Genomic DNA, 15,563 nt, shown 5'->3' with positions numbered 1-15,563 from the left:
TCAACCGCTCTTGCGGCCGACTGCCCACGAGGCGGCCGCCATCGCCCCGGCGACCGAGAACACCGCCGGCCACGCCCCGACCTTCTTGGCCAGCGGATGCGACCCCGCGAACGCGGCCACGTACGCCGCGGTCAGCCCCGCGGCGGCCTTGCCCCCACTGCGCTCCCGCCACTCCCGCGCCGCCACCGCCCCCGCCGCCGCCAGGGCCACCCCACCGAGCGGCCGCTTCTTCGTCCACCGCGCCACGGCGTACCCCCCGACGAGCCCGCTCGCCGCCACCACCGTTGCCGGAACCCTCGCCATGTCTGCCGCCTGCCTTCCGTCCGGCCGTGCGCCCGTACGACGCTCGGTCATGCCTTGGCTCGAGGCTAACGCGGTGGACGGGGACTTTTGCGGCGGGTGCGGACGTAGACGGCGACGCAGAGGGCCACGGCGACCGCCGCCACGACCCAGAACAGCACCTGATCGGAAAGGTCCCGGTACATCTCCTCGGGCAGGAGCAGCCCGAGCGCGATGGGGACGGCGAGCCCGGCGGCGACGCCGCTCAGGCAGACGATCAGCATCCACCGCAGGGTGCGGGACTGGGACGAGTTCATCGGCCCTCCAGCCATGGGACTCTCCACTCACTTGGTGATGTAGTGGCACTGGGAGGCGCGCTTCTTGCCCCCGACGTGGAAGTCCGCGCATGCCTTGCCGTAGTGCTGCAACGTCCGCTTGCTCTTGTCGACACGGCCGATGGAGCCGAGCCAGTCGCACCGGTTGTGGGTGCGGCCCTTGCTGATTTTGTAAACGCGGCCGTCGCCGTCCGTGTAACGCCAGTCGATCCGCCAGTTGCACCACTTGCCGCCCGCGGTGTCACCACCGGCGACGTCCTGCACGGAGGCCTCCTGGCGGGTGATCCTCTTGCCCTTGCCCTGGATGAAGTGCCCGAGGGTGGTGACCGGGGCGCAGATCTCCGCACCCCGGAAGTCATGGCAGAACCCGCTCACCTTCGCGTACCCCACCGCACTCGCCGCCGCGGGCTCCGCGGTGGGGGCGACCATCCCGGCGGCGGCGAGGAAGACCTGGGCGTACTGCACAACTCGGCGCATTGGAGGCTCCGTTCATCGGTGTCCGGCGACGAGCCGAAGATCCCCGACTCCACCCGGCCCAACCGCACCGTGACCGTACGATGACAACAAGTAACCTTCAGGGGTGGTGCAGGAGCCTTACTGCCACCATCACGTAACGGCACAGGGCCGGGCGGATATCCGCAGGCGCCCCAGGGGCACCAACCGCGCATGCCGACCCGCCCCACGCCACCGCACCGCCTGGCCGCCGACCCGCTCGTCGTCGCCCAGGACGGAGTCGCCACCGTCCACCAGCTCATGGACCTGGGCTGCGCCTCCTCCGCCGTCGCCGCGCTCTGTCGCCCGCCCGGCCCCTGGCGCCGCCTGCTGCCCCGCGTGATCACGCTCCAGACCACCGCGCCCACCCCGCAGCAGCGCCTGCGCGGCGCCCTCCTGTACGCCGGCCCCGACGCCCTGCTCACCGGCCTGGCCGCCCTCACCCTGTACGGCGTGACGTCCGTACCGGCCCCCAAGGTCGACGTCCTCGTCACCCACCGCGCCGCCCCCCGCGGCCACGCCTACGTCCGCGTACGCCCCACCATCCGTCCCGCACGCCGCGTCCCGGTCGCCGGCCTGGCTTGCGCACCCCTGCCGCGAGCCGTCCTGGACGCGCTCCCGTACCTCGAATCGGAGCACGCCGTCACCGCGCTGCTCACGGAACTCGCCGACCGTGGCCTGTGCCACCGCGCCGACCTCATGACCGAGGCCCGGTCCGCCCAACTCCCGCACAACCCCTGGGTGATGGAGGTCCTCCGGGGAGCGACCGGGCCGTGAGCCCTCCGAGCACACCTGCCGCTTATCGGCCCGAATCTGGTGACGGCCGACGTTCAGGAGGCGGTGGAGCGTTGCCTTGCGTGAGCCCACCCGACGAAGACCGACCACGCCTCCGCGGACACCGCCACGGCAGCCCCGCCGTCCCGCTTGGAGTCCCGCACGAGCATCCCCGCACCGGTGCGCGCGCATTCCACGCATTCTCCGCCGGAGCCATTGCTGTACGAGGACGTGAACCACACAAGAGGGGTTGAACCTATGTCGGATGGGTGCGTCATCTCGCGTAATCCTTCAGTACGGACCTGATCACCTGGACGGAACGTTGAGGGCTCGCCGCGGCGGCCCTCAGCATGTCGAAGGCTCTGGCGTACTCGCGCACGTCGCTCGCGCCCTCCAGGTAGGTGGCATCGGTGATGCCGTCCCGATACACAATGTCGGGGTCTTCCGGATCGGGGAAGCCCAGCAGGGTGAAGGGCCCTGTCGCGGGGTAGGAACCGCTGTCGAAGGCCAGCACTTGGAGCGTCACGCGCGGCAGCTCCATCGATTCGAGGATGCGTTCCAACTGCTCACGCATCAACGTGGTGTCCCCGATCACGTTGCGCAAGGCGCTTTCGTGCACGATGAACCACGTGTCAGGAGCATCGGGGCGGGCGAGCATCGCCTGGCGTTCCATGCGCACCCGCACCGCGCGCTCGACATCCTCGGGCGAAAGCTGGTTCGTCGCACGGTGCAGCTCAGCGGCGTAGGCGGACGTCTGCATGAGACCAGGCACGAACTCACACTGGTACTGGCGGAATGTGGAGATGTCCTGTTCCAGGCCGATATAGATGGAGAACCAGGCGGGCACTCCACTGCCGTGTGCTTGCCACCATCCTCGCGTCTTTGCTTGGCGAGCTAGTGACTTGAGAAACTCGCGCAGCTCGTCGTTGGTCGCGTAGAACCGGCACAGCGCGTCGACGTCCGAGGGCTGTACTCGCCCGTTGCCCGTCTCCATGCGGTTGACCTTGGAGCCACTCCAGTCCAGTGCTTCGCCCACCTGCGCGCAGGTGTACCCATGGCTCTCGCGCAGCTTCTTCAGTTCGATGGACAGGCGGCGGCGTCGGGCTGTTGGTGACCCTGCCATCTCAACCCCTCTTCTCCTTGTGAGGCGTTCAGTCTCCGCTCACACCGCACCGGTGCCAATCACTCAATGGTGGTAATCCCTCCGTGCACATTGCATATCGGGATGAGTCAAGCCCCATGCTGAGAACCGTGACGCTCTGCCTGGGAACGCGGAGACGCACAGTGAAAGGGGACGGACATGATCTACGAAGCCTGCATGTCGAGAAAGCCCTGGGAGCTCCCGTTCCTGGCGGACCCGCGAGAGATCGCGGGGGTCCGGAACGTGATCCGAACCCATCTGCGACTATGGGGACTGTGCGAGGTGGTGGAAGCCGCTCAACTTTGCGCGAGCGAGCTCATCGCCAACGTCACCACGCATGTGGGTGTCGGCACCCCCACAACGCTCGCCGTCTCCATGAGTGGGACGTACCTCCGCATTGAGGTGCACGACCCCGACACCAGAGCCTTGCCGACCCTCTGCCAGGTCGACGCAGAGGCCGAGACTGGCCGGGGAATGGCTCTCGTCAACGCGGTCGCCGAGCGGTGGGGTGTCCAACTCCTCACCGACCGGAAGGTGACCTGGTGCGAGATCGCAACGGACCTCATTGCCCCCGACGGACACGGCGGCGGGGCGAGGGTGACGCGGGCCGAAGCGTTGCTCACTCTCTACGGCGCGGCCAGGACGCCGCGCCCGTCAGCGCCGAGCCTGGTCAGTGTGGCCCTAGCGGAGGAGGCCGCGATTCATGTGATCGCTGACCTCCTCCACTGGCTACGCGCCCACGGTCGCGATCCGGACGAGACGCTGGACCGGGCGCAGATGCACTTCGAGGCCGAGGTGTCGGCCTAGCCGGCAGCGATCGCCGAGTACGTGTAGACGTCGGCGGGGAGTTCGTGGTCAAGCTGCCAGGTGATGGCCATGGGCTTGCTGCCCTTGTGCTCCACGTAGGACGCCGGTCCGAGCAGCATCCACGGCTGGGCTCCGCCTATGTCCGTGTTCTTGTACCGGCGGACGAAGAGCAGGACGTGGCTGCCTTCCTTGACGTGCCGCTGGTAGCGCAAACCGGTGGGTGACGTCTCGGATGTCTGGTTCTGGGACTCCCAGTGGAAGAGGGTCTCACTCAAGGCGTAGTCGTGATAGCGCGTCTGCGGGGAGAAGTCCTTCTCATCCTTTTCGAGGGTGATCAGGAGGGCGTCCGTCTTGATGGAGTCACACCACCTAACGCCCTCGCGGAAGTCAGCCGGCATGAAGCCGCCGATGAAGGACTGGCCGAGGGCCGGAAGAATCTCCTCGCGGCTATACGAGGCGTGCACGGTCAGGGGGAGATCGGCGTGGTCGCCCGTCAAGGGGATCGGTACGTGCTCCGTGTGGGCCAGGTTGTACGCCAGGATCTGGCGCAATTCGTCGCGGAAAGCGGGTTGGTCGCGCAGGGTGGCGAAGCCCTCGTCATACGTGGTGAAGCCCTTGCGGGTGACGCCGCCCAGCGGCCAGAGCTGGAAGAAGAGCATGCGGGCGTACGCCTGACTCTGTGCGTCGAGGTCGTCGTACACAGGGGCGTCGTTTGCGAGGAGACGGGTGTAGGCGGCGACGCGCAGTGGGTCGTCGACGTGCAGGAACGACGGGAGGCGCTTCATCAACGCGACTTCACCGTCGGGCGCGTCCGATGTCAGTAGCCCGGCCCTGCGGAGCAGGCCGGTCCAGGAGTTGCCGTTACCCCGGTAGAGCTCCTTCAATTCACGGCCGCTCTCCGAGAGGTACTGGCTGAGTCGTGGCAGGGCGTAGTCCGCCACCTCCTTCGCGAGCACGTTGACGTTGACGCTGATCTGGTCCTTGATGTTCGCGATGATCGTTTTCTTGGCCTTCTCCTCCAGGATGATCTGGCAGCCGGACGGCAACTGGGGGAAGTCGTGCTCGATGTTGGTCAGGAGCCGCTTGCGGGTGAGGTTGGTCAGCGCGCGGAACTGGTTTTCGAAGCGGAATTCTTTGCGGTGCTGTCCAATGAAGTCCAGGACCGTCAGCACCGCCTTGTTCTCGCTACGGCGCAATCCGCGCCCAAGCTGCTGGAGGAAGACGGTGGCGCTGGACGTTGGCCGGAGGAGGAGCAAGGTGTCGACGTCAGGAATGTCGAGCCCTTCATTGAAGAGGTCGACCGAGAAGATCACCTGAAGTTTGCCGGCCTTGAGGTCGGCCAGGGCCTGCTTGCGCTGTTCGGGAGGCGTCTCGCCGGACAGCGCTACGGCGTTCAGGCCAGCAGTGCGGAAGAACTCCGCCATGAAGTGAGCGTGGGCCACCGTCACACAGAAGCCCAGCGCGCGCATCGTGGAGGGATCGGCGACCTTGTCCTTCACTGACTTCACGACCAGTCGCGCGCGGGCATCGTTACCGGTCAGCACATTGCCGAGGTCCGTTGCGTCGTACCCGCCACGCTTCCACTGCACGGCGCTGAGATCGGTGTTGTCGCTGATGCCGAAGTAGTGGAAGGGGCTGAGCAGGTCGTTCTCCAAGGCCTCCCACAGGCGCATCTCGGCCGCGATCCGGCCCTTGAAGAACTCATCCTGGATGTTCTTGCCGTCCATCCGCTCGGGTGTGGCCGTCAGCCCGAGCAACTCGACGGGGGTGAAGTGGTCCAGGATCTTCCGGTACGTCGGCGACGTGCCGTGGTGGAATTCGTCGATGACGATCACGTCAAAGTGGTCCGGCGCCAACCGTTCCAGCGCGCGATCGTTCAGAGACTGCACGCTGGCGAACACATGAGTCCAGCGCTCCGGGATCTCGCCGCTGTGGAGGTGTTCCCCAAAGTTCGCATCGGTCAGGACGTCCTGGTAGGTCCGCATCGACTGCTGCAAGATCTCCCGGCGGTGGGCTACGAACAGCAGTCGCAGATCGCGCCCGTACCGCTTGCGCAACTGCTTGTAGTCCAGCGCCGCCATCACGGTCTTGCCGGTACCGGTCGCGGCCACGAGGAGGTTGCGGTGGCAGTCGTGAACCGCTCGCTCCACTTCCAGGCGTTCCAGCATGTCGCGCTGGTGCGGGTAGGGACGTACCTCCAGACCGGACAGCGTGATGCGAGTGGAGGAGCTCGCTGAGGTACCACCAGCGATGGTGAGTGCCTCATCGAGGCGGCTCCCGTCGCGCTTCGGGTCGTACGTCTCGAAGGAGGGGTCGCTCCAGTAGGCGTCGAAGGTGCCCTCGAACTTCCGGAGGACATCGGGCGTAGCGACGGACGACAGGCGGACGTTCCACTCGAGGCCGTCTAGCAGCGCCGCCTTGGAGAGGTTCGAGCTGCCGACGTACGCGGTGTCGTATCCGGTGTTGCGCCGGAAGAGCCATGCCTTGGCGTGGAGGCGAGTGGACCGCGTCTCGTAGTTGACCTTGACCTCGGCGTGGAACTCCTCCACCAGACGGTCAAGGGCGCGACGTTCCGTAGCTCCGATGTAGGTGGTCGTGATGACGCGTATGGGCACTCCGCGCTCGCGGGCCGCCTGCAAGGACTGTTCGATGATGCGCAGCCCATGCCACTTCACGAAGGCGCACAGGAGGTCGACACGGTCCGCGGTGGCGATCTCGGTGCGCAGTTCGAAGCCGAGGCTCGGGTCTTCTGGGGAGTTGGTGATGAGCGCGGTATCCGAAAGGGGCGTTGCCGGTCGGATGGCGTAGACACCCGGGGCTTCCTGGCGGGCCAGAGCGAGCAGCTCGCGCGGACCCTCAGCCACGAGCTCCACCCACTCTCGGGCGCCCGCCAGCGTGCTGATGGACTCCAAGATGTGGTTCGCGGCGTGGACCCGCTCTTCGGCCGGTAGTCCGTGCAGTACGCGGCGAACCGTCTCAGCGACATGGCGGGCGAGGACGTGAGGAACGGACTCCGGCCCAATGGTGTCGCTGATCTGATGCCACCCCTGATCGGCGATCTCCGCCAGTCGCTGCTCGAGGCGCATGGTGATGAGCTGCTCGTACAGCCCCGCTGACAGGGTCGATGAATCGCTGCCGATCTGAGGCATGGCTCGCTCCTGGGCGCACGTGATCTTTTCCTGAGTTCTATCAAGCGGCACCGACAGTCACTTGGTGATCGAGAAAACGACTACAAGTGATCGGTTTCGAGTTACCTTTTGCGAATGTCGTTACCTGATCTGCTCATACGTATCTCTGAGGTGTACGAGCCCGAGGGCAAGGCCTCACGTGACCTCCCTGGCCAAGCCCTGTTGCTGGGGGTACGGGCTAGGCAAGACCTCCCGTGGCCGGCCGGGTGCACCGCTCTTGGGTATGGAGGGCAGGGAAACGCCAGCCGCACCCCATGGATTGGGGTCTTCGACCCCGCCATCAACGACAAGCCCGGGGAAGGTCTCTACCTCGCGTACATCTACAGCTCGGACCTGAGCGCGGTCACCCTGACGCTCCAGCAGGGCATCACGAGTCTGACTGACACCTATGGCAAGGGCGCCAAGCTCCATCGATACCTGACGGCCCAGGCCGAGACGTTGAGGGGTGCCCTGAGGCCGACTCTGGCGGACGAGTGGCAGGACGAACTCCACTTGCTCGTCGCGAACAAGTACTGGCGCTCGCGTTCGTACGAGAAGGCCAACGTGGCGGCGCGACGCTATGAACTCGCGAACATGCCCTCCGATGACACGCTGGCCGAGCACCTCGCGGAGGGGGTCCAGCTCCTTCGGGACGCGGCCGCGGCGGACAGGGTCTTGTTCCAGGTGCCGCAGGCCAACGAACCGGTTCTTGAGTACCCCGACCCTCAACACGGCGGTTTCCGACCGAGGAGCAGCAAGGGCTACTCGGTCGTCATCCAGGGCGGCATGGCGCAGAGACGCCAGGAACACGAGGCGCTCCTCACGAGATTCGCCCAGCACGCTTACGCATGCGGGTACGAGGCCATCAACACGGGCGTGCATCCCCGTGACGTGGTCCTGCGCCACCGCGACCACCCCGGTCAGGACTGGCTGGTGGAGGCCAAGACGGTCCTGACCGGGAAGGAGTACCTCGCCGGAAGAGCGGCTGTTGGACAGCTCTTCGAATACCGCCACGTTCACTACACGCGTCTGGGCGAGCCCACTCCGCACCTCGTGGCCCTCTTCACCGCCGACGTAGGTGACTACGCCGACTACCTCGAGACCCTCGGGATCGCGTCCCTCTGGGAGCACCCCGGCGGATGGGGAGGCTCGTCCCTCGTCACCGAGTGGGGATTGACCACCTAGGCGAGGCTCACCCGTTGTCGCAGCCCACGCCGTCGTTGTCGCGGTCCAGGTGGCGGCCGTAGCCCGGGTCTCCGCGGCGGACCGGGGTGGCGCCGGCGGCGCGGGCGTCGGCGCAGTTGCTGTAGTAGACGTCGCCGCCCGTGTCGCCGCTGCCGGTGTCGCCGTCGTACGCGTCGCCGTCGTACGTGTCGGCGGCGGCCGTGACCGTGGCGGTCGCGGTGACCGTTTCGGTGACGGTGACCGTCGGGGCCGGGGCGGCGGTGGGGGTGGCCGTGATGGTGGCGGTGGCCGTGGTGGTGACCGTGACGGCGGGGGCGGCCTTCGTGGCCGGTTCGGTGTCGTCCTGGGAGGTCGCGGCTCCGCAGCCGGTGCCGATCAGCAGGAGCAGCAGGCCGCCCGCCCAGACGCGCTTCATGCGGTGCGGGGGGCGGGCGGTGGTGGGCTGCTGGTACGCGTTCGTCATGGACACACGTCTCCCTCACGCACGGGACTGGGGCTGCGTGGGGGAACAGGGGTGCCAGTCGTGGGCAATAGTCAAATGTGAAAGTACTGCACGCGAGAGGTGAAGAGGAGGGAAACGCTCCTATTCATGGCCGGTCAGATTCGGGCAGTCCCGTGGCAGTCTCCGTAGGGCGTGCCCGAGCCGCACCAGCAGGGGGAGGTGCGGGCGGGGGGCCAGGGGGTGGCGCGGCCGCGGGCGGCGAGGGTGGTGGCGTACTGGGGGAGGAGGGCCGCGTTGGCGGGGGAGGTGGACTCGGAGGCGGCGAAGGCCTCGTACGAGGGGACCGTGCCCTGGACGATGCCCAGGTTCGGGGTGCCCGCGGCGGCGAGTTCGCGCAGGGAGGCCTCGAGGTCGGTCAGGTGGGCCGCGTGGGTCGGGTACTCCGACTCCAGCTCCGGGTAGGCGGCGAGGAGCTCGGTCAGCTCGTCGGCCGGCCAGAGCAGGACCGCCACCGGGAAGGGGCGCGAGAGGGCCGTGCGGTAGGAGCCCAGCTCGCTGCGCAGGCGGGCGATCTCCGCCTGGAGCTCGGCCGGGTCGGAGGAGCCCAGGGACCACAGGCGCTTGGGGTCGTGCAGCTCGTCCAGCGGGACCGCGCCGGTGTGGAGGCGGTCCGCGAGGACGTCCCAGTCGTCGTGGCGCAGGCCCAGCAGGCGGCGCACGCGGTGTCGGCCCATGAGGAGGGACTGCGTGGGATAGGGGACCTCGTCGTCCGGTGAGGGGATCAGGCTGGTCACGGCGGTGGTGAAGACCGCCTCGGAGGGCTCCAGCTCGTCGTGGGCCTCCAGCGTCTCCGCGACGATCTCCCAGGCGGCCGGGTCGGCAGGGGGCGTGGCCCGGATGCCGTCGATGATGGCGCGGGCCTCGGCCTCGTGGCCGTACTCCCAGAGGTTGGCCGCCTTCAGGGCCTTGACCAGGTGCGGGTTCTCCGGGGGCGGCGTCATGGCGAGGAGGTCGTCGTACAGCGTCGCCGCGCGGGCGCGGGCACCGGCCAGCTCCAGGTGGGCGGCCGCCCGGAGGAGCAGCGGTTCGCGGTCCTCGGGGTACTGCGTCGCGGTGCGCAGCAGACGCTCGGCTTCGGTGATGTGATCGGCAGGCGTGTCGGGGCGCATGGGGGACACCGTACTGCTGTGCGGCGGGTCTGGTGGGTTGTCGGGGCAGCGCCTAGGGTGCCCGCGTGCGCGAGCGGATACCGGTGGTGGTACGGCGGCGGCGGGGCGGGTGGCGCCGGGCGCTCGCCCGGGGGATGTGGGCCGGGGCGGAGCTCGCCGTCACGGTGGGGGTGGTGCTGCTGCTCCTCGTCGTCCACCAGTTCTGGTGGACCAATCAGCAGGCCAGGGCCGGTGCCCAGCGGCAGGTCCACGCGCTGGAGCGGGAGTGGGGAGCGCGGGCCGCGGTGCCGCCCCGCCCGTCGCCCTCGGTGGGGGAGGAGGGCCGGGGCGGTGCCGCGCCTCCCGCGCGGCCCTCCGCGGAAGGGGAACGGCCGGCTCCCGCGTACGCCGTCCTCCGCGTCCCCGCCCTCCGGCTCGCCGTACCCGTCGGACGCGGCGTCGGCAGGGCCCTCCTCGACCGGGGGTACGCCGGCCACTACCCCGGCACCGCGCAGCCCGGCCAGGCCGGGAACTTCGCCCTCGCCGGGCACCGCAACACCCACGGCGAGCCCTTCCGCCGCATCGACCGGCTCCGCGCGGGCGACGCGATCATCGTGGAGACACGGGACGCGGTCTTCACCTACGCCGTCACCGCCACGCTGGCGCGGACCTCGCCCCGGGACACCGCCGTCATCGCGCCCGTGCCCAAGGGCCACAGCAGGCCCGGCCACTACGTGACGCTCACCACCTGCACACCCGAGTACAGTTCTGCGTACCGGCTCATCGTGTGGGGGGAACTCCGCGCGGCGCGGCCACGTTAGAGGGGCGAGAGGGGAGGGGATCATGAGTCGTCTTGTCACGCCGCTGGCGCGCTGCGGCCTGATCGGCTTCCTGCTGTTCCTCTTCTCTGAGGGCCTGTACGCCGAGGGCGGCGCCCTCTCCGCCGCCGTGGCGCTCGCCGCCGTCGGCTCCACGCTCGTCGCCTGCGCCGTCATCGCCGCGCGCCGCGTGCCCGCCGTGCCGCCGACCCGGGTGCGCACGGCCATACGCGACCGTGAGCAGCGCACCGCCTTCCTGCCGCAGCGCGATCCCGACGCCTCCGGGCGCCGGCGGCCCCGGGCGCCCGGCCGTCTCCTTCCGACGGCCGCGTAGGGTCCCGGCTTCCCGCCGGGTTCGTCAGGTTCTCCCGTTTCCCACGGGTGCTCCGCCGCTCCGCCCGCGCGGCTCGTCATGCCGAAAGTCCCTTTTCCGGTACGACGAGACCCCTCGGAGGGCTCCCTTCCATGTCCGTTTTCGCCTCGCTCGTCGAACAGCTCGCCGGGCTGCTCCAGCCGCTGTTCGCCACCTCCGCCACCGCCGCCGCCATCGTCGTCTTCACCCTGCTCGTACGGCTCGCCGTCCACCCGCTGTCGCGGGCCGCGGCGCGCGGCCAGAAGGCGCGTACGCGGCTGGCGCCGCAGGTCGCCGAGCTGCGCAGGAAGCACGCCAAGGACCCCGAGCGGCTGCAGCGGGCGGTGCTGGAGCTGCACGCCCGGGAGAAGGTGTCGCCGCTCGCCGGATGCCTGCCGAGCCTGCTGCAGGCCCCCGCCTTCCTGCTGATGTACCACCTCTTCTCGGGCGGGACGATGGCCGGGCACTCGCTCCTCGCCGCGCCGCTCGGCGGGCGGTGGCTCGGCGCCCTGGCGGACGGCGGGGTGTTCGGGCCCGCCGGGCTGGTGTACGTGGCGCTGTTCGTGATCGTCGCCGCCGTCGCCACGTACACGTACCGGCGGACCAGGGCGCAGATGGTGGAGCTCGGCGAGGGCATGGCCGGGGGGCTGGGCGCGGGCATGGGGAAGGTGATGCCGCTGCTGTCCTTCGGGACCCTCGTCACCGTCGCCGTCGTCCCCCTCGCCGCCGGCCTCTACGTCGTCACGAGCACCCTGTGGACCGCCGCCGAGCGGGCCTACCTGTACCGGGACACGTCCACGGTGTGAACGGGGTCTTGCGGGGTGGTCCGATGTCTTGGAGGATCGACCAATCCTCCGATGGCCGCACTCCATCGGCCGGGGTCCACCTCGACCACAGGGAGAAGACCATGAAGCTGCTGCGCGTCGGTACGGCGGGCGCCGAGCGCCCGGCGCTGCTCGACCAGGACGGGACCCTGCGGGACCTGTCGGGCATCGTCTCGGACATCGACGGGAACCTGCTCTCCGACACCTCGGCGCTCGACCGCATCCGGGCCGCCGCGGGCGCCGGTGTCCTGCCGAAACTGGACCCGGCCGGGCTGCGCGTCGGCCCTCCGGTGGCCGGCGTCGGCAAGGTCGTGTGCATCGGGCTGAACTACCACGACCACGCCGCCGAGACCGGCCAGGCGACCCCGGCCGAGCCGGTCGTCTTCCTCAAGGCGCCCGACACCGTCGTCGGCCCGGACGACACCGTGCTCGTACCGCGCGGCAGCCGCAAGACCGACTGGGAGGTCGAGCTCGCGGTAGTCATCGGACGTACGGCCCGCTATGTGGACTCCGAGGAGGCCGCGCTGCTGCACGTCGCCGGGTACGCGGTCGCGCACGACGTCTCCGAGCGCGAGTTCCAGATCGAGCGCGGCGGCACTTGGGACAAGGGCAAGAACTGCGAGACGTTCAACCCGCTCGGCCCCTGGCTGGTGACGGCCGACGAGGTGCCGGACCCGCAGGCGCTGTCGCTGAAGCTGTGGGTGAACGGCGAGCTGAAGCAGGACGGCTCCACGGCCGACCAGATCTTCTCCGTGGGGGAAGTGGTGCGCTACGTCAGCCAGTTCATGACGCTGTACCCGGGTGACGTCATCAACACCGGTACGCCGGCGGGCGTGGCCATGGGGCAGCCGGAGCCGAAGCCGTTCCTGCGCGCCGGGGACGTGGTGGAGCTGGAGATCGAGGGGCTCGGGCGTCAGCGCCAGGAGCTGAAGGACGCCTGACCGCCCGGGGCGCGGAAGGAAGGGAAGAGGCGGGCCACCCCTCGGGGGAGGGGGGTGGCCCGCCGGCTCACAGGGCGCCGGCGAGGCGTTCCAGCGCCTCGACCACCAGCGCGTGGTCCTCGAGCTGCGGCAGCCCCGAGACGGTGACCGTGCCGATGACACCGGCGCCGGTCACCGTGACCGGGAACGAGCCGCCGTGGGCCGCGTAACGGTCGGGGTCCAGCCGGGAGTCCGTGTCGAAGGACTTGCCCCTGGCGCGGAAGCGGGCGCCGACGAGCAGGGAGCTCTCGGCGTACCGCTCGACGACACGGCGCTTGCGGTCGATCCAGGCGTCGTTGTCCGCGCTGGAGCCGGGCAGGGCGGCGTGGAAGAGCTGCTGTCCGCCGCGCCGGATGTCGATGGCGACCGGGGCGCCGCGCTCCCGGGCCAGGTCCACCAGGAGGGTGCCGAGCGCCCAGGCGTCGTCGTGGGTGAAGCGGGGGAGCGTGAGGCGGGCCTGCTGGGCCTCGAGCTCCGTGATGTCCGGCGCCGTGGTCACAGGGTCACCGTCACACCGTCGCGGGCCGAGCGGCGCGCCGCCTCCAGGACGTCCAGCGCCGCGGCCGCCTCGTGGGCGGTGACCGGAGGGGGCGTGCCGTCGCGCAGGGCGGAGGCGATGGCGGCGTAGTAGGCGGGGTAGTCGCCCGGCAGGGACGGGACCGGGGTGCCGCCGCCGGTCCGCGGGGACTCGCCGGCGCCCAGCGTGCCCCACATCGACTCGGGCTCGATGCCCCAGCCGAGGCCCGGTCGCTCGCCCTCGCGCAGGGCGGCCTCCTGCGGGTCGAGGCCGTACTTCACGTACCCGGCCCGTGAGCCCAGCACCCGGAAGCGCGGGCCGAGCTGGGCGGCGGTGGCGCTGACGTACAGGTGGGAGCGGACGCCACTGGTGTGCGTGAGCGCGATGAACGTGTCGTCGTCCGCCTCGGCGCCCTCGCGGCGTACGTCCGACTCGGCGTAGACCTGCGCGGCCGGGCCGAAGAGCACCAGCGCCTGGTCGACGACATGGCTGCCCAGGTCGTACAGCAGCCCGCCGAACTCCTCCGGCTTCCCGGACTCGCGCCAGCCGCCCTTGAGCCGGGGCCGCCACCGCTCGAAGCGGGACTCGAAGCGCTGTACGTCGCCCAGCTCGCCCCGGTCGAGGAGGGCGCGCAGGGTGAGGAAGTCGTTGTCCCAGCGGCGGTTCTGGAAGACGGACAGGAGCAGCCCGCGCTCGTCGGCGAGCGCGCCGAGGGCGCGCGCCTCCGCCGCCGTGCCGGCGACCGGCTTGTCGACGACGACCGGGAGGCCGGCCTCAAGGGCGGCGGTCGCGAGCGGCACGTGCGTCTTGTTGGGGGACGCGATGACGACCAGGTCCAGCTCCCCGGCCCGCGCCCACAGCTCGTCCGCCGACGCGGCGGGGCGGACGTCGCCGAACGCGTCACGGGCCTGCCGCTGCCGCTCGGGGCTGGACGTGACGACGGTGTCCAGAACCATGCCCTCGGTCGCTGTGATCAGCGGGGCGTGGAAGACGGAGCCCGCCAGGCCGTAGCCGACGAGTCCGACGCGCAGCGGTCGTCCAGTCATGCCCGCCACTTAAGCAACGCTGTTGCCAAAGTGCAAGCGGGCGCCACAATGGGACCGTGAACAGCGACTCGGGTGCGAACCTCCCGGCCCTCCGCAGCCACAACGCCGCGCTCGTTCTCGGCCTGCTGCGCACGGCCGGCGAGGACGGCGCCAGCCGGCTGGAACTCGCCGAGCGGACCGGGCTCACCCCGCAGGCCGTCAGCAAGATCACCGCCCGGCTGCGGGACGAGGGGCTGGCCGTCGACGCGGGGCGGCGCGCCTCCACGGGCGGCAAGCCGCGCACCGTCCTGCGGCTGGCCCCCGGTGCCGCCCACGCCGTGGGCCTGCACCTGGACCGTGACGAGCTGACCGCGGTCCTCGTCGACCTGTCGGGCGTCGTCGTCGCCGCGAGCGTCGTCCCGCTGGACCTGGGGGCGGGCGCCGAGGTCGTCATGGAGGTGGCGGCGGGGGAGGTCGCCGCGCTCGCCACGCGGACCGTGCTCGGGGTCGGCGTCGCCATGCCCGGCCCGCTCGACCACGCGGCGGGCGTTCCGCACCGGGTGACCGGCTTCCCCGAGTGGGACGGCTTCCCGCTGCGCGAGGCGCTCGCCCGGCGGCTCGGCCTGCCCGTGGTGCTCGACAAGGACACGAACGCGGCGGCGCTGAACCTCGCCCTGAACGGGGCGGGCGGCGACTCGTTCGCGTACCTCCACCTCGGTACGGGGCTGGGCGCGGGCCTCGTCCTCGGCGGCGCGGTGTACCGGGGCGCGCGGACGGGGGCGGGCGAGTTCGGGCACCAGACCATCCAGCTCGACGGCCCGGTGTGCGGGTGCGGCGGGCGCGGGTGCCTGGAGGCGCTGTGCCTGGCCGCGGTCGCGCGGGGCGACCTGGACGGGGCGGCCAGGGTGCTGGGCGCCGGGGCGGCCAACCTCGTCAAGCTGCTGGACATCGACCGTGTCCTGCTCGGCGGCCGGGTGGTGACCGGCGCGGCCGAGCCGTTCCTGCGGGGCGTGCGCGCCGTGCTGGAGGAGCGCGCCCGGCGCGGGGGCGACCCCGCGGTGCCCGTCTCCCTCGCGGAGGGCTCGGCCCACCCGGTCGCGGAGGGCGCGGCCCAGCTCATCCTGGCGCCGGTGTTCGGGCGGTAGCCGCCCGGCCGGTGCGGCCACCGGCCGGTGCGGCCACCACCCGGTGCGGCCACCACCCGGCGCGGCCACCGGCCGCCCGCCGCCCGCCGCCCGCCGCCCGCCGCCCGCCGCGTTGCGCCGTCCGGGCGCATC

At 70.5% G+C, this 15,563-nt stretch carries 18 protein-coding genes; 8 read left to right on the top strand and 10 right to left on the bottom strand.

The genetic code is table 11. The annotated features are described in order from the left end of the window. The 3 genes from E2B92_RS16630 to E2B92_RS16620 form a co-directional block, all read right to left on the bottom strand. Nucleotides 1–303, bottom strand: a complete 303-nt coding sequence (locus E2B92_RS16630) for a hypothetical protein (RefSeq protein WP_133087580.1) — start codon at nt 301–303, stop codon at nt 1–3. A gap of 65 nt (nt 304–368) precedes the next feature. Then, nucleotides 369–596, bottom strand: coding sequence for a hypothetical protein (locus E2B92_RS16625; protein ID WP_126888894.1), 228 nt, complete (start codon nt 594–596; stop codon nt 369–371). A 27-nt stretch (nt 597–623) separates the two neighbouring features. After that, entirely contained in the window at nt 624–1,091 is a 468-nt protein-coding gene (locus E2B92_RS16620) for a hypothetical protein (protein WP_235023851.1), read from the bottom strand. A gap of 189 nt (nt 1,092–1,280) precedes the next feature. On the opposite strand from E2B92_RS16620, the gene E2B92_RS16615 reads away from it, so the two are divergent. Further along, nucleotides 1,281–1,883, top strand: coding sequence for a hypothetical protein (locus tag E2B92_RS16615; protein ID WP_126888895.1), 603 nt, complete (start codon nt 1,281–1,283; stop codon nt 1,881–1,883). Between the two features lie 53 nt (nt 1,884–1,936). Here E2B92_RS16615 and E2B92_RS16610 read toward each other — a convergent pair whose 3' ends face one another. Beyond that, entirely contained in the window at nt 1,937–2,158 is a 222-nt protein-coding gene (locus E2B92_RS16610; protein WP_126888896.1) for a DUF397 domain-containing protein, read from the bottom strand. Further along, the gene (locus E2B92_RS16605; RefSeq protein WP_126888897.1) at nt 2,155–3,003 is read right to left on the bottom strand and encodes a helix-turn-helix domain-containing protein; all 849 of its coding nucleotides are present in this window, start codon (nt 3,001–3,003) and stop codon (nt 2,155–2,157) included. The genes E2B92_RS16610 and E2B92_RS16605 overlap by 4 nt, the downstream gene beginning before the upstream one ends. 177 nt (nt 3,004–3,180) lie before the next feature. On the opposite strand from E2B92_RS16605, the gene E2B92_RS16600 reads away from it, so the two are divergent. Continuing rightward, the gene (locus E2B92_RS16600; RefSeq protein WP_126888898.1) at nt 3,181–3,828 is read left to right on the top strand and encodes an ATP-binding protein; all 648 of its coding nucleotides are present in this window, start codon (nt 3,181–3,183) and stop codon (nt 3,826–3,828) included. On the opposite strand, the gene E2B92_RS16595 is transcribed toward E2B92_RS16600, so the two are convergent. Next, nucleotides 3,825–6,977 (bottom strand): DUF3427 domain-containing protein, encoded by a 3,153-nt coding sequence (locus tag E2B92_RS16595; RefSeq protein WP_126888899.1) that lies wholly within the window; start codon nt 6,975–6,977, stop codon nt 3,825–3,827. The genes E2B92_RS16600 and E2B92_RS16595 overlap by 4 nt on opposite strands. A gap of 114 nt (nt 6,978–7,091) precedes the next feature. Here E2B92_RS16595 and E2B92_RS16590 point away from each other — a divergent pair, with 114 nt between their 5' ends. Next, complete coding sequence (locus tag E2B92_RS16590) at nt 7,092–8,180, top strand: MrcB family domain-containing protein (RefSeq protein WP_126888900.1); 1,089 nt, start codon at nt 7,092–7,094, stop codon at nt 8,178–8,180. 7 nt (nt 8,181–8,187) lie between these two features. Here E2B92_RS16590 and E2B92_RS16585 read toward each other — a convergent pair whose 3' ends face one another. Together E2B92_RS16585 and E2B92_RS16580 are read right to left on the bottom strand one after the other, a co-directional pair. Then, nucleotides 8,188–8,643, bottom strand: coding sequence for an excalibur calcium-binding domain-containing protein (locus tag E2B92_RS16585; RefSeq protein WP_235023850.1), 456 nt, complete (start codon nt 8,641–8,643; stop codon nt 8,188–8,190). Between the two features lie 134 nt (nt 8,644–8,777). Continuing rightward, nucleotides 8,778–9,791 carry an SEC-C domain-containing protein gene (locus E2B92_RS16580; protein WP_133087579.1) on the bottom strand — a complete coding sequence of 338 codons (1,014 nt, stop codon included), beginning with the start codon at nt 9,789–9,791 and terminating at the stop codon, nt 8,778–8,780. A gap of 65 nt (nt 9,792–9,856) precedes the next feature. Between E2B92_RS16580 and E2B92_RS16575 the strand changes: the two genes are divergently transcribed. The 4 genes from E2B92_RS16575 (at nt 9,857) to E2B92_RS16560 (ending at nt 12,705) form a co-directional block, all read left to right on the top strand. After that, entirely contained in the window at nt 9,857–10,591 is a 735-nt protein-coding gene (locus tag E2B92_RS16575; RefSeq protein ID WP_443070284.1) for a class E sortase, read from the top strand. Nucleotides 10,592–10,613: 22 nt separating this feature from the next. Continuing rightward, nucleotides 10,614–10,922 carry a DUF6412 domain-containing protein gene (locus tag E2B92_RS16570; RefSeq protein WP_126889310.1) on the top strand — a complete coding sequence of 103 codons (309 nt, stop codon included), beginning with the start codon at nt 10,614–10,616 and terminating at the stop codon, nt 10,920–10,922. 131 nt (nt 10,923–11,053) lie between these two features. Further along, the gene (locus E2B92_RS16565; protein WP_126889311.1) at nt 11,054–11,746 is read left to right on the top strand and encodes a YidC/Oxa1 family membrane protein insertase; all 693 of its coding nucleotides are present in this window, start codon (nt 11,054–11,056) and stop codon (nt 11,744–11,746) included. A gap of 101 nt (nt 11,747–11,847) precedes the next feature. Further along, nucleotides 11,848–12,705, top strand: a complete 858-nt coding sequence (locus E2B92_RS16560) for a fumarylacetoacetate hydrolase family protein (RefSeq protein ID WP_126889312.1) — start codon at nt 11,848–11,850, stop codon at nt 12,703–12,705. A gap of 67 nt (nt 12,706–12,772) precedes the next feature. Here the strand turns inward: E2B92_RS16560 and E2B92_RS16555 are convergent, their stop codons facing one another. After that, a complete protein-coding gene (locus E2B92_RS16555) occupies nt 12,773–13,243 on the bottom strand; it encodes a heme-degrading domain-containing protein (RefSeq protein ID WP_126889313.1) in 471 nt (156 codons plus the stop codon). Further along, a complete protein-coding gene (locus E2B92_RS16550) occupies nt 13,240–14,307 on the bottom strand; it encodes a Gfo/Idh/MocA family oxidoreductase (protein WP_126889314.1) in 1,068 nt (355 codons plus the stop codon). The genes E2B92_RS16555 and E2B92_RS16550 overlap by 4 nt, the downstream gene beginning before the upstream one ends. 56 nt (nt 14,308–14,363) lie before the next feature. On the opposite strand from E2B92_RS16550, the gene E2B92_RS16545 reads away from it, so the two are divergent. Then, the gene (locus E2B92_RS16545) at nt 14,364–15,431 is read left to right on the top strand and encodes an ROK family transcriptional regulator (protein ID WP_126889315.1); all 1,068 of its coding nucleotides are present in this window, start codon (nt 14,364–14,366) and stop codon (nt 15,429–15,431) included. The last annotated feature ends 132 nt before the right edge of the window (nt 15,432–15,563 follow it).

The organism is Streptomyces sp. WAC05374 (genome assembly GCF_004353505.1).
GTDB lineage: Bacteria > Actinomycetota > Actinomycetes > Streptomycetales > Streptomycetaceae > Streptomyces.
The sequence above is the reverse complement of the archived record's forward strand: the minus strand, read 5'-3'. Positions and strand labels throughout refer to the sequence as shown.

Excerpts from the sequence above, each read along its gene's own strand:
- E2B92_RS16585 (WP_235023850.1), bottom strand. The coding sequence starts at position 8,643 with ATGACGAACGCGTACCAGCAGCCCACCACCGCCCGCCCCCCGCACCGC.
- E2B92_RS16610 (WP_126888896.1), bottom strand. The coding sequence starts at position 2,158 with ATGACGCACCCATCCGACATAGGTTCAACCCCTCTTGTGTGGTTCACG.
- E2B92_RS16600 (WP_126888898.1), top strand. The coding sequence starts at position 3,181 with ATGATCTACGAAGCCTGCATGTCGAGAAAGCCCTGGGAGCTCCCGTTC.
- E2B92_RS16625 (WP_126888894.1), bottom strand. The coding sequence starts at position 596 with ATGAACTCGTCCCAGTCCCGCACCCTGCGGTGGATGCTGATCGTCTGC.
- E2B92_RS16590 (WP_126888900.1), top strand. The coding sequence starts at position 7,092 with ATGTCGTTACCTGATCTGCTCATACGTATCTCTGAGGTGTACGAGCCC.
- E2B92_RS16630 (WP_133087580.1), bottom strand. The coding sequence starts at position 303 with ATGGCGAGGGTTCCGGCAACGGTGGTGGCGGCGAGCGGGCTCGTCGGG.
- E2B92_RS16550 (WP_126889314.1), bottom strand. The coding sequence starts at position 14,307 with ATGACTGGACGACCGCTGCGCGTCGGACTCGTCGGCTACGGCCTGGCG.
- E2B92_RS16615 (WP_126888895.1), top strand. The coding sequence starts at position 1,281 with ATGCCGACCCGCCCCACGCCACCGCACCGCCTGGCCGCCGACCCGCTC.
- E2B92_RS16580 (WP_133087579.1), bottom strand. The coding sequence starts at position 9,791 with ATGCGCCCCGACACGCCTGCCGATCACATCACCGAAGCCGAGCGTCTG.
- E2B92_RS16605 (WP_126888897.1), bottom strand. The coding sequence starts at position 3,003 with ATGGCAGGGTCACCAACAGCCCGACGCCGCCGCCTGTCCATCGAACTG.
- E2B92_RS16565 (WP_126889311.1), top strand. The coding sequence starts at position 11,054 with ATGTCCGTTTTCGCCTCGCTCGTCGAACAGCTCGCCGGGCTGCTCCAG.
- E2B92_RS16560 (WP_126889312.1), top strand. The coding sequence starts at position 11,848 with ATGAAGCTGCTGCGCGTCGGTACGGCGGGCGCCGAGCGCCCGGCGCTG.
- E2B92_RS16570 (WP_126889310.1), top strand. The coding sequence starts at position 10,614 with ATGAGTCGTCTTGTCACGCCGCTGGCGCGCTGCGGCCTGATCGGCTTC.
- E2B92_RS16595 (WP_126888899.1), bottom strand. The coding sequence starts at position 6,977 with ATGCCTCAGATCGGCAGCGATTCATCGACCCTGTCAGCGGGGCTGTAC.
- E2B92_RS16620 (WP_235023851.1), bottom strand. The coding sequence starts at position 1,091 with ATGCGCCGAGTTGTGCAGTACGCCCAGGTCTTCCTCGCCGCCGCCGGG.